At 45.3% G+C, this 13,431-nt stretch carries 7 protein-coding genes and 1 tRNA gene; 4 read left to right on the top strand and 4 right to left on the bottom strand.

The genetic code is table 11. The annotated features are described in order from the left end of the window. Positions 1 to 176: 176 nt before the first annotated feature. Positions 177 to 1,508, bottom strand: coding sequence for a glycoside hydrolase family 88/105 protein (locus K1Y79_RS20825; protein ID WP_220252123.1), 1,332 nt, complete (start codon positions 1,506 to 1,508; stop codon positions 177 to 179). Positions 1,509 to 1,590: 82 nt separating this feature from the next. After that, positions 1,591 to 4,749 (bottom strand): DUF4450 domain-containing protein, encoded by a 3,159-nt coding sequence (locus K1Y79_RS20830; protein ID WP_220252124.1) that lies wholly within the window; start codon positions 4,747 to 4,749, stop codon positions 1,591 to 1,593. Between the two features lie 543 nt (positions 4,750 to 5,292). On the opposite strand from K1Y79_RS20830, the gene K1Y79_RS20835 reads away from it, so the two are divergent. Both K1Y79_RS20835 and K1Y79_RS20840 read left to right on the top strand, forming a co-directional pair. Next, positions 5,293 to 5,366: transfer RNA gene (locus K1Y79_RS20835), tRNA-Arg, on the top strand. Between the two features lie 234 nt (positions 5,367 to 5,600). After that, positions 5,601 to 5,993 (top strand): VOC family protein, encoded by a 393-nt coding sequence (locus K1Y79_RS20840; protein WP_220252125.1) that lies wholly within the window; start codon positions 5,601 to 5,603, stop codon positions 5,991 to 5,993. 189 nt (positions 5,994 to 6,182) lie between these two features. On the opposite strand, the gene K1Y79_RS20845 is transcribed toward K1Y79_RS20840, so the two are convergent. Then, positions 6,183 to 7,292 carry a FecR family protein gene (locus K1Y79_RS20845; protein ID WP_220252126.1) on the bottom strand — a complete coding sequence of 370 codons (1,110 nt, stop codon included), beginning with the start codon at positions 7,290 to 7,292 and terminating at the stop codon, positions 6,183 to 6,185. Positions 7,293 to 7,346: 54 nt separating this feature from the next. Continuing rightward, positions 7,347 to 7,880, bottom strand: a complete 534-nt coding sequence (locus K1Y79_RS20850) for an RNA polymerase sigma factor (RefSeq protein ID WP_220252127.1) — start codon at positions 7,878 to 7,880, stop codon at positions 7,347 to 7,349. A 589-nt stretch (positions 7,881 to 8,469) separates the two neighbouring features. On the opposite strand from K1Y79_RS20850, the gene K1Y79_RS20855 reads away from it, so the two are divergent. Both K1Y79_RS20855 and K1Y79_RS20860 read left to right on the top strand, forming a co-directional pair. Continuing rightward, the gene (locus K1Y79_RS20855; RefSeq protein WP_220252128.1) at positions 8,470 to 11,826 is read left to right on the top strand and encodes a SusC/RagA family TonB-linked outer membrane protein; all 3,357 of its coding nucleotides are present in this window, start codon (positions 8,470 to 8,472) and stop codon (positions 11,824 to 11,826) included. Positions 11,827 to 11,860: 34 nt separating this feature from the next. Further along, positions 11,861 to 13,270 carry a RagB/SusD family nutrient uptake outer membrane protein gene (locus K1Y79_RS20860; RefSeq protein WP_220252129.1) on the top strand — a complete coding sequence of 470 codons (1,410 nt, stop codon included), beginning with the start codon at positions 11,861 to 11,863 and terminating at the stop codon, positions 13,268 to 13,270. The last annotated feature ends 161 nt before the right edge of the window (positions 13,271 to 13,431 follow it).

Below are 13,431 nucleotides of genomic sequence, written 5' to 3' on the forward strand. Positions count from 1 at the left end.
CATCAGGCAGATGATATAAGGCCGGTTATTCATAATAATATCAGTTTATAATTAACGATCTGTAAATGTAATGCAAAGGTCGCACCGTCCTGTAACAGATATAAAAGATAGCGGGCGGCTGCGCTTAAACAGGAATACTGCAATAGCATCGATATCAGACCGTAAAGCCCTGGTGATTACTTGTCGTTAATCATGAGGGCACTGTCATTGATTTCCAGTCTGCTGTTACCGAGTAGTGTGATGACTTCTGCTCCTGCAAGCAACACGGGGCCATAGCCATGGGCCGCGTAAATATTGACAGGCCGGTAATAGTAGTACGCAGGGTCAAAAGCCATTCCTGTACCAACGCATGTACCCTCTACATGCCCTTTTTCATTTACTTTGGTAGCAACGGCGCTCCATGCAAGCAGGCACATTGGAGTATATGCTTTTGCATCCAGCCATCCTTTGTTGATACCACGCGCAATCGCATAGGTATAAATAGCTGTAGCAGAAGTCTCAAGGTAACTATCATTCCTGTCCAGCAACTGATGCCAGAATCCTTGTCCGGATTGGTATTTAGCCAATCCTTGTACATGCAGCTTTAACTGTGCAAGCACTTCTTTACGGCCATTAAAATTCTCTGGTAATACATCCAAAAGTTCTGTCATGGCCATTACAGCCCAGCCATTGGCACGGGCCCAGTGAAATTCAGGATGTACAGCCATTGATTCTACCCATCCATGCATGTACACACCCAGTTCTTTATTGAACATACGCTTTGAATAGGACAGGACCTGCTTAACGGCATCGTTGTAGTATTTCGCATCACCGGTAAGTTTCCCCATCTGTGCAAGCGCAGGTACGCTCATAAACAGATCGTCCAGCCATAGGGAGTTCTTGAGTGGGCGGTTCCTGGCAAGCGTACCATCCGGTAGCCGGTATTCTTTTGTGGTAATGTAAGTGATATAATTATCGATAAGAGGCTTCAGGCGTGCGTTTTTGGTACGCCGGTATTCCCTGATCATGGCCGCACACATAGCGCCGGCATCGTCCAGTGCATGAGGGGCTACAGGCTGGCGCATAGCATTGAAAGCCCGGGGATATTGCTGGTTTAATTGTTTGAAACCAGGGTAGGCATCCGCCAGGAAGTTCATACGTGCAGTAGTATAACCGGTATACCTTTCGTCGCCGGTAGCTTCTCCGACACTGGTCATACCGGCATAGGTTACGCCCCATTCGTAACTGGTTAACCGGAAATCGCCTTGTTTGAAGATGATGTTACTGTCTGGCGTAGCGGTCATTGTATATTCTTTATTAGACAACCGGTTTATCCATTGCGTTGGTGTAGCCTGATCAAGATAAGTGAATACCCTGTCCAGTGTTGTCTTTACCTCGTTTTTGGTAATTACCTTGTAAGGCATAGGATAATCGGGCTGCAGCGCATGCAGGGGGGCTGTCACGTCATTGGCTTTTTGTGCACTTGCCACTTGTCCGATCAGACAGCATAATAACAGTAGTTTTTTCATATCGGGTCTTAGATTTATTGCTTGATGTAAATAGTGACAGTTGTGTGTAATTGTTGAATACAGGGCGTTGTAAGCTTGCGGCTTATTTGCGTTGCAGCGTGATGGACATGAGTCCGATGACGACATCGTTGGATAATGTTCTCACGGTAAGGTGCTTTAATACCTTGTCAGGATCGAGCCTGATATCCTGTAATACGGCAGCTCCACCATCGATACTACGGCCATATACACCGGGGATGTTCAGCGCTTTGCCGAGGTCATTGCTTACCAGTCCTGACAACAGATGTAGTCTGTATTGACGTGGTGCATGCAGTTGGAACGCCAGACTGTCTACATAGTAATCCTGCTCTATGGGTGCCCAGGTATCCGGATTGATAAGGGGGAACTGCTGACGACTGCCATCAGTATAAGCGATGTCTATATAACCGTTTTCAATCCTGCTTTGCATCTGATTAGTGCTGCCGGCCATCAGTAAGTAGGCATGTGTAGCATTACCGGATAATGGTATGGTCACACTATCCGGATAATTATCCCATAAGGACGTGTAAACAATGTTTTTACCGGTAGCCGGCGTGCGGAAAGGAATGCCAAGATTTGTACTGTTAATACTGTTACGTACCTGGCGCCGTAATCCGGAGTCGTCTATCGTGGCATTGATCAAAGGATGACACCATTCACCAATACCTTGGGTGGGTATCTGGAGGGTGGTGTAGGGAGGGCGCGGTGTCAGGTATTGGTGATTGAAGATATCTGTAACCGACGCGTTCCAGTGTTCATCCATGTTGACAGGCTCACAGGAGGCAGTGTTGACGGCAAGAAAGGCCGGAGATATGACGGGTGCTGGTTTGTCAGATGGATAGTGTATTGCTTTCCACCAGGTGAGCTGTCCTTGTGAGGTGCGCTCAAATCTGGTACGATTACCATTTCCTTTTGGTAGAGCGATGGAATCGCCCGTCCAGGTAATACGTATATCGCAGGGTTTGGACTGCGGAAAATCTTTTGATGAGATATGGATGGAAATGAAGGGTGCGCCGGCAATAGCGTCAGTAAGGTTCCATTTAGCCGGGAGGCCATTAACGGTGACACCAGAGATCCTATCTCGACGCGCAGCAAGTTGTAGCTCGAGGTCCATGATCCGGGAAAAGTTGGGCGTGATGATGTAGTGGTCAGTTTCGGATGACTGGCGTGCGGTTCCTGAGTGCCGGAAGCTGTAGGCAATATCGGGCAGGCTGATGGAGGCGTATGGCCAGTTAGCCGGAAAGCCCGGACGAATCATTAAGCGGCCTTGGAGTGCATCTGGCGTGATGCCGTAGAGGCCTTGTACAAACAGGCGAGATGCTACACCAATAGCATCACCAAAGTCGCGGTAACACTCGCCTCGGGCAGCGTCGTAAAAGGATACCTGACCGATATTACCTGGGCTGCCGCCGAGGTACATACCATCGAGTACGGCACTTTTCAGTAGCAGGAAACCTGCTTCTTTTCTACCCGCCTGGAAGTAGGAAAGCGCTGTGTGCATGACTTCTTCAAAGGCGACGTTGTTTGTACTCCACACATAGGGCATCCAGTTGCTGGTGGATATTGTATGAAAGCCTTCGTCGGGTAACCCCGCAGCGCGCACAGGGATATGAGGAATCTCACTATCTATATACCTGGTAGCCTGGTAGTTCTGACGAGGATCGCCTGCCTCGCTGTCAATAGCATGATATATGGTGTAAACACCCGCGCTGGTATGCAGGCGTTTTAGTCCCATGAAGTCCTGGTATTCTGCCCAATGCCCCTGGTCTTTCAGCCATAGTCTGGCATTAATAGCCGCATGAATCTTCCGGGCTTCCGTCTGATATGGAAGTGGATCTTCACCTATTTTCTCTGCTATGGCAGCAGCCATGCGAAACGCCCGGTAGTTATATGCGGAAGAGTGGGTAACAGCACCGGCGTTATAATACAGTCCGTCGCTGGCCCAGATACAGGCATATGCATCGAATAAGCCGTCGTTATCAGGATCGTAGTTAAGCTTTTCCCATGCCAGGTGACGGGTCAGTACGGGCCATAACTTACGAGCGTAGGCAGTATCACCTGTCCAGTTCAGATGCCATAAGAGCGCGTCTATGTAGACGAGGTTCATATCATAGTGATGCATCTGGTCTGGCCTGTTGGGATTGCGGGCGATGTATCCGTTACTGTATTGTGGGGTACCCCATATTTTAGCGGAGCGGGCCAGGTGCAGGGCAGTGTCCTGCGCAGGATGAGGGATGGAGTTAGGGACGTTTGTGACCTGACTGGCAGCGAATGCATCAAAGTGACTGCGGGCACGGTCATGCCATCCCAGGAAGTCGCCTGCGTAGGCAGCACGCCAGCCGGTAAGCGGCATCCGCCAGCCGATAGCACCATGAAGCCATGTTTGTCCGTCCCAGATGCCGTTAGCAGCAGTAGAAAGAATGCCGCCGACAGGGTTAAGGAAAGCGTCAGGCGTAGAGATCCGGACCCTGGCAGTGAGGTCAGTGCGTGCTTTTTCGGCGGTGTTAAACAGAGCAGCCCCTGTAGGAGTATCAGTGGAAGCAATTTCCTGTTGCCGTATCAGCATGTAATGCGTAGTAGCATGTGGGCCGATAGTCCACTTACAGGAGCTGGAATATACAGGAGTTGACGCAGGTTCAAAGCTATCCGGAGGATCAGCGCCCATGTCGCCGTTACGGTTCAGGCGTGCCGCCCTGATAGCACTGCAGCCACTCCATAATTGTGTTCCGGCAGGCATATTGGAAGTCGTGATTTTCCATATAGCGCCTTCAGTATCGTGCAAGGCCAGGACGGTAATGGTCAGTTGACCATGCCCCCATGAAGGATCGGTGAGTTGATAGGTGCGTTTTCCGCCGGAGTAGGAGGCTTCACATCGGGAGGTGGAATCCAGCGCAATGGCAGTATGCCTGGGAGTAGCGATGGTAAATCTGATATGCCGGTTGTTTTTAGGCATAAAAGACGCGAATACGGGCCGATCACTGGTTTCCAGTCTGTAGGCAGTATGACCGCCGTATAGGGCCCGGGTAAAACGATTAGCCCCGTTTATGCAGACTATACTGTCGCCCGCGGGGCGATAGTGGAGGGTGCGGGGTGTATTTCGTTTGGCGTCGTTGTAGGAGGTAGACTCAATGAAATCACCGGCTTTTTGTTTCGGAGCAACCTGGGAATAGCCGTGCAGCACGGGGAGCAAAAGTAGGTAGCTTAATGTCAGTCTGATATTCATTTATACAAGCATCTGGTTAAACCGGTAGTTAATGTCAGCGGGCAGCGTTGTAAACCGGCGGGTCTGTGATTGATAATGTGTCTTACTTTTCCTGGCGGCAGGAGGGTAGCAAGTATTGAACTGGTCTGTCTGGGATGAAGGGCAGTCAGCAGCAGAGATACCAATGAGATATCAGGAGCGCTGCTGATGTTTCATACCGTGGAAGTTACTTTATTTGATATTAGAGCTGTGTTTACAGCTTGTTTAGTGTCTATAAGACAATATAACGTAGTTTCAAATATAGTAAATTTTACACCTGCCGTCAAAGACATTCTGATGGGGGGAGCAGCTGGGGGTAGGAGTCAATAGGCGGTTAGCAGGAGGAGTTGTGAAGGGCAGGAGTAAGGGCCGTGAATGTGGCGCAGACGGCGGGATTGTTATGAGGAAAAGTGCGGGGAACAGGCGGGAAGTATCGAAGGCGGAGAAGCGTATTTCTAGGAATGGAAAAGATTTTTTTGATAAATAAGGGTGTTTTCCTATTTTTGCAGTCCGATTCAAGGGAATGGCTCCGTAGCTCAACTGAATAGAGCATCTGACTACGGATCAGAAGGTTTCTGGTTTGAATCCAGACGGGGTCACAAAACGGAAGAGGTTGTATCTGATGATACAACCTCTTTTTTTATTACGGTTGGATGATTTATATGCAATGACGCAGGCACACCAGCTGACTAATATGACTTGCCGCAATGGTTGCGGGCAACTTCTAATGTCAATCTTCCTCTACCCCATTTACTTAAAAGTTAAAATAAAAGACGCATTTTTACAAACTGCCGCATTTCATTTGGTGTAGCTTTGGCTTTAAATTGAATACCATGATAAAATTTGGATATACGATTCTTTATGTAGCGGATGTAAGTAAGGCAGTTGAATTTTATACATCAGCTTTTGGTTTAGAGAAGAAATTTATTTCTCCGGATAATGACTATGCGGAATTGTTGACAGGAGAGACGGCATTGGCATTTATATCGAGAGAGCTGGGACATGCGAATCTGAAAGAGGGCTTTGTGCCTAGCAGGCTTGCCGACAAACCTTTTGGGATAGAGTTAGGGTTTGTAACAACAAACGTGAGCGAAGTGATTGAATCGGCTGTTAGCAAGGGTGCAGTATTGGTAGAATCACCTAAAGAGAAACCCTGGGGGCAGACCGTGGCATATGTACGCGACATTGATGGTTTCTTAATTGAGATTTGTACGCCTGTTGGCTGATAGCCGGTTGGTTATAATGGGGGAAATAGTGTATTAAAAGAGGAGCCGGTGAGGAAACTCACCGGCCATAAGATTACTAGCTAAATAACTGAGGTTAACTTGACAATGGACAGATGAAAAATCATTACAAATCAAAATGGTTCTTTCGAGGAGAAAATAGAGTTTTCATCTGATGTTTGTACATGGGAATTATTTTAAATGGTATACACCTTTGATTATATTTAGTTCCATTCGATGTGGCAATTGGTTAATAAAGTCCTTCTCGTCTTCAGTGCGGACGATATTTAATCGGCCCATACCATTGGGAAAGTCCCGGTCTATAGACAGTTGCTTTCCATAGAAGCTTTCAAAAGCATTTTCCACATCGCTTTTACTGGCATTCACGAAGAAGAGTACATTTTCCTTCCAGGAAGTGACCTCTTTCTGATCAAATTTCTGAACGAGGTAATGTCCTTGTTTGTAGATGCCTTTGTCACCGGCACCCAGTTGGGTGTTAATGCCGTTGTCGTTCATCCTGACGCTGCCGGATACTACCGCTACGCTTGGACTGCCTTTGGTGAAGGTATTAATGTTAAACGCAGTGCCCAGTACTTCAACTTTTCCCGTAGGGTGTTGAACAATGAATGGCCGGCCGGGTTCGGAAGCAATGTCACAGTATGCTTCACCATCAATGAAGATGTCTCTTTGTTTTCCTGTGAATTTTTTAGGAAAAGTGATCCTGGAGCCTGCGTTTGCAACAATACCACTTCCATCTGGCAGGGTAATGCGGCATATCTTTTTAAATCCTGTTTGTATTTCGAGTTGATGTCTTGTGAACATGCCTCGGGGCACATTCAGTAATTTATCATCAGCATAAATTTCTCCGTTATTGGATAATCTAAGTGTTTCGTTTTGCAGTGTTATCCAACTTTCCCCGTCAAACAGATAAGTGGCATTATTATCTTTCTGTGCGAGGGCAGGAATCTTGTTAGTATAGTTGTTGTAAGCTGTTATACCTAGTATAATCATAGCCAGTAAGCAGGCAGCGATCAGTGGCACACGGATTCTTACGTACAGGCTGCTTCTTTTACTTCTATCTATTGCGTTGGCCATTGAAATAATCTTCCTGGCTGATGTATGCATTTCCTCTTTTGTTTCTCTCCGGATTGAACCCAAAGACTTGTACAGTTCTGCGGATAGCATATTAACAGCCGGATCTACTTCTCTCAGCTTATTCAGAAGAACCTGTTCTTCCGGTGTGATAGTATCTGCTATCTCTGCAATGATGAGGGCTTCAAGTTCCAGGGGCATATTTTCCATGGTTGTGTAATTAAAAGACAGAACTAAAGTTGAAAATTGATGAAGAAGAGGGAATTATTTTTTTAGAATTTCTTTTAGCTTCTTCGTTGACGAGACGATAATGCCACGCAATGCGGGAACAGTAATGCCCATCTCTTTAGCAACTTCCTGTTGTTTTCGTCCTTCCAGATATACTTTTCTCAGGGCGTCAGCCCTTGTTGGAGAAAGATATTTATCTAAGGCAGGTATGAGTTGTTCAACCAATGAATAATTTGTAGCTGTTGGATCATCGAAAAGGGGAGCGTTCTGAAAATATTTCTTTTCTCGGGACTGATCGGTCTTTTTCTTGTCTATCTTGTTTAGCGCGCGGTTATGAGCTGCTTTTATTAGATAAAAGCGCCAGTCTTTTATTTCCGGTAATTTCGCACGTTTGACCCAGAGATACATGAAGACCTCCTGTACGACATCCTCGGCTTCCTGTGGGTTACTGAGTTTTGATGTTACATACAGGCGGACCTGGTGTGAGTATTTTTCATATAATGTACTCAATGCTTCTTCACTGCCTTGCCGTAGCGACGACAGTAGTATGGCATCCCCGATGTTCTCCATAGATCTCAAGTTGTTTAGCTTGTTTAAGAAAGACACCATTCCCTGGGTGTTTTTCGGATCTCTTAAAAGATATAACTGAAAGGTCAGCATGAGGGAGGATACCTAAAAGCAACCCTCAAATTGGCATTTCGATCACTCGGCGATAAATCCTCATAGATCATTCGTATTTTTGTAGCTATACTTATTTCCCAACGTGTACTAGACATTTATGCGACTAATTTTATGTTCCGGTTATTCGTTTCCAGGGTTTTCCATAGGTAGTAACAATTAGTTACTATGAGGGACTTTCCTAATTAAGGCAAAACTAAATAGCCCTTTCGATCAAAATGACCTCATTTTATTATTTTTTTAATCGGACTAAATAACTTAGCTTGATTCTGACACTCTCAATTTAAACATAGCTGTTACGCAAAGCAGAGATTACTATGGGAATATTCCTAATATATGAACCATTAGACATCAACTAGACACGAACAACCGAATGTATCCTCGGCGCATAAATTTCTACGTATACACAGTCATTTAACTGCATCCGCTTTGTCGTTAAACAGGGGAATTTTACTGAATGAAGGACTTTTATATTTCTGACATGCGACTTCAGAAGAAATATGCCAGCATCTCATTTCTCTTCCTGCTATTTCCATTACTATTCATTGCGATTAAAACGCAGTCACAGCATCAAAATTCAGTACTGGATACTAAGTATGTAACGGTTAACAAGCACCACGTACCGTTTGCCGATATCCTATCTGCACTGGAGCAGCAAACAGGCCTGCTGTTAAATACTGCCCGTGATGGCAGAGAGCTGGCCAGTCTGCACGTACAACAGGAAACATTAAGGGCCGCACTGGATAAATTGTTTGGAAAAGACCAGATGGAGTACATTCTCCTGGAGAAGTCCCGGGTGGTAAAGATCGTGCCCAGAGGGCAAGGTCATAATAACGGGAATAATACGAAAGGGAATGAAAATGAGCAGGTTGTTTCTCCAGATCGTTCGGTATATCATATATCGGGTCACGTGAAAGATGAAACAGGCATATATCTTCCAGGTGCAACGATTCATGTAAAAGGGAAAAAAGATGGGGCCCGAACAGATTCCACTGGCGCATTTACATTGGTAACCAGTGAGTCCAGGCCACGTTTGCAGGTATCCTATGTGGGTTATGAGACGCTTGAAAAATTCGTTGAGCCTGGCAGTGGAATTACACTGGTGCTGAAACAGGGCAATCGTGGTTTGGACGAAGTCACAATAGTAGGTTATATGGATAATTCCAGAAGATATACAGCCGGGTCCGTATCCAGGATTACAGCCGCTGAAATTGAGGGGCATCCAATCGGAAATCCGCTTTTGTCGCTACAGGGCAGAGTACCTGGAATGGTGATCACACAATCAAGTGGCATTGCCGGATCTTCCATACGGGTGAATCTAAGGGGAACCAACTCGCTGTTTAATGGTTCTGACCCGCTTTATATAGTCAATGGCGCTCAGCTACCGATTAACAGTGAACAGATTAATCTTTTATCATCAGTTGCTTCTCAGAATGAGAATGGGGGGATAAGCCCCTTCTCGCTTTTTGGTCTGACAGATATTGAATCAATAGACATTCAGAAGGATGCGGTTGCGACTGCTGCTTATGGTAGCAGGGGCGCAAACGGGGTAGTACATATTACCACGAAAAGGCCGGATTCCGGCAGGTTAAAAGTAACCGTCAATTATATGCAGGGTGTTAGTAATGTGTCCCACCATCTACACCTGCTCAACACACAGCAGTACCTGGGGATGCGCAGAGAGGCATTTAAAAACGACGGGTTGATTCTCAATGACAGGCCAGGGAATCCAGGATATGCTTATGACCTTCTTCTTTGGGACACCATGAGGTATACTAATTGGCAAAAAATGCTGACCGGCAGGAGCGCCGCATTACGGGACTTCAATATTGGCGTATCCGGAGGAAGCAAGACTACGCGGGTATTGTTGAGTACAGGGATCTATAGAGAAGGCGCTGTTTATTCAAAGGATATGTCTTATTTGCGCAGCAACATTAACCTGGCACTAAACCATGAGTCCCGCGATTCAAGTTTTAACTTAGGCATTTATGCTAATTATTCAATAGATAATAATCAGCTATTCAATCCTACTACAAATGGAGAGTTTTTACCACCCAATGCACCTAAACCTTACGACGAGCGTAATAAGCTGGTATGGGAAGAGAAAGGTGAAATGTTTGCCAACCCCCTGGCCGAGCTATTAAAACGCTATTCCATTGTAAAGAATAACCTGATTGTCAATGTAGCCCCTTCATATGAATTATTCCGTCATTTCAAAGTGAAGGCAAATATCGCTTTCTCAGGTATAAATGTGTATGAAAATAGTACAGTACCGATAGCCGCACAAAACCCCTACGCGGACAGTACTATTACTGGCAGCTCCTCATTTGCAACCGGCAGATACAAGAGTATAATGATCGACAATATGGCCGAATATGCGATTCATTCGAGGTTCGGAGATATTATGTTGTTGGCAGGGTATTCTTATCAGTTTGCCAGGTCCAATACATCTATTATTACGGGATTAGGATACACTAATGATGCGGATCTTCGTTTTAAAGAAAGAGCGCCTGTAAAAACAGCAGAGTTACGTGATCCGAATGAATACAGGTATGGGGCACTATTTTCCCAGCTCAATTATCGTTATCACCAGAAGTATATCCTTGACATGACTTTCCGCCGGGATGGAAGTAGTAAATTCAGTCCGGAGCGGCGTTTCGGTAGCTTCTGGGCTGCGGGTGCTGCCTGGATATTTTCAAAGGAAGCATTCTTCGCACATTTCGATAGCTGGCTGCGATATGGTAAACTCAGAGGAAGTATGGGTGTGACAGGAAATGACAAGATTGCAAACTACAAATACCTGGATACCTGGTCGCCCATACCATCCGGCCCTTATCAGGGTATACCCGGACTTGCTCCAGACGCTCTATATAACCCGGCTTACTCTTGGGAGACCTGCCGTAAAACAGAGTTGGGCCTTGAGATGGAGTTTGTGCCAGCGGCAATGTTCCTTTCAGCCGCTTACTTTTCAAATGTTAGTTCCGATCAGCTGGTGAAATATAATCTGCTCGTGCAGACTGGCTTTAACAGTATACTCAAAAACATTGATGCAGATATACTGAACCGCGGCTGGGAGTTTACATTTGACGCAACACTCCTGAAAACAAATCGAATGAAGCTGTCTGCAGGACTTAATTTTACTATTCCTGAGAACAGACTGCTGACGTTCCAGGATCTGAAGAAGTCATCTTACAATGATACCTATGTCCTTGGGCAATCCGTAAGGGTATTGAACCGCCTTCGTTCAGACGGTATAGATCCTAAAACGGGCACATTTATTATCAGGGATAAAGATGGTAACGGTATTTATAACGGTGCGGATTATGAGGTGATTGGGCATCTTGATCCTGACTGGTATGGTAGTCTTCGTTTGGGGCTGGAATGGAAAAGACTAAGTATTATGGTACTCAGTGATTTCAGAAAACAGATTGCTCCTAATTACCTGCATGCGATCTACCTGAATAATATCCTGCCTGGTGCTCCAAGAAACCAGTCAGTAGAAGTATTGGATCACTGGCAGGTACCCGGTGATGCGTCTTTATATCCTAAGTACTCAACACAATCCGGAGGCGCTGTGTACGGAGATCGCAGGTTAATTGTTAATTCTGAAAGAGCTTACTCAGACGCCAGTTTCCTCAAATTGAGAAACGTTTTTATTTATTACACAATACAGCCATTCAGGTTGTCACACCTACGTATGCAAAGTATACGGCTGTATTGCAAAGCACAGAATCTTTTTACACTAACGAGGTATAGGGCTGGCGATCCGGAAACGGCAAGTCCGCTATCACTAGCATCATTAAGAACGGTCACAATGGGTCTGCAGGTAACGTTTTAGCGTAAATTAAACTGACATGCTAATAAGTAATCATATGGAATGCAGCATTATTAAAAAGAGTACAATAGTTGGTTTGCTGGCTATAATGCTGGCATTGATGTGCTGGACAGGGTGTACAAAATTATTGGATGTACCAGCGCCAGATAACAAAACTATTGGTAAGGAGATTTTTAATAATAAAGACTCTGCAACAGCAGCGGTAGCAGGTATCTATACAGGATTGTCATCCACGACAAATCTGCTATCCGGTGCTATCTCAGTATATACTGGATTGTATTGTGATGAATTATCATATAACGCACAGCAAACACAGATTCAGGAGTTTTATTCAGCGGAGTTATCCCCCGCAAATACTACTATTGAGTACTATTTCTGGGGTGGCGCGTATAAACATATTTATAGCGCAAATGCTTGTATTGAGGGCTTGGAAGCAAGTACTACACTTCCTGAGCAGCTTAAAAACCAGTTAATCGGAGAGTGTAAAGTATTAAGGTCACTGATGTATTTTCATTTGATTCGGTGTTTTGGAGATGTACCGCTTGTAAAAGTGACGTCTTATCTGCAAAATGAGCAGATGCCCAGGACACCTGTACACATAGTAGAGGAGTTTATTGAAGCTGATTTGCTAAAAGCAAAAGAACTTCTGGGTACAGCATATCCATCTCCGGATAGGGCAAGGGCTAATAAGTGGGTAGCGGCAGCATTGCTTGCACAGTACTATCAGTATAAAGGCAATTGGCAGGCAGCAGAGCAGGAAGCCACCGCAGTAATTAATGCGGGATACTATTCAATGGAAGAGATAGGAGAGGTCTTTCTTGCGACGAGTTCGGAAGCCATCTTCCTCCTGCAACCCGTACTTAACGGGTATAATACCATGGAGGGCAACTGGCTCGTACCCGCTGGAGCTATGAGGCCCCCAATTACGCTTAGTCCAACTTTGTTGGCTGCTTTTGAAACTGGAGATATACGTATGAAGGAATGGGTAGGGTACAAAACAGTTAATGGATATGTTTACTCATATCCCTTTAAGTATAAGAAACGTGCTGATTTTTCCACTTCCTTTAAACTTACAGAATATACAACGCTGCTAAGACTATCAGAAATGTATCTTCTGCGAGCCGAAGCGAAGGTAGCACTCGGCCAGTTGGCAGATGCTATGACGGACCTTGATCTTATCCGTGGCAGGGCAGGGCTACCACTAATAAAAGAACATTCCCCATCTATATCAGCAGAAGAATTGAAGGAAAAGATTTTACATGAAAGGAGAATAGAACTTTACGCCGAATGTGGCCACCGCTGGTACGATTTGAAACGTACAGGAAAAGTGAACCAGACCATGTCAGCAGTCAAAACGAAATGGCAATCTACAGATACACTGTGGCCTGTTCCCGCAACACAAATCTTCCTCAATCCCGTGTTAACGCAGAATGAAGGTTATAAGTAAAAATTATCGAAAGATTAGACTAGTCAATAGTGCATACTTTGTACGCTTGCTTTAATAAGTTTGTTAATGTAAACAGCACTCAAATTTGTGAAGACGTAGTTGTTATCAACGTAGTCAGCTCCACCAGCTATTAACTACCAATGGAACTGCAGGAACCTGAT

The sequence above is a fragment of the Chitinophaga rhizophila genome, assembly GCF_019492185.1.
In the GTDB taxonomy this organism is placed as follows: domain Bacteria; phylum Bacteroidota; class Bacteroidia; order Chitinophagales; family Chitinophagaceae; genus Chitinophaga; species Chitinophaga rhizophila.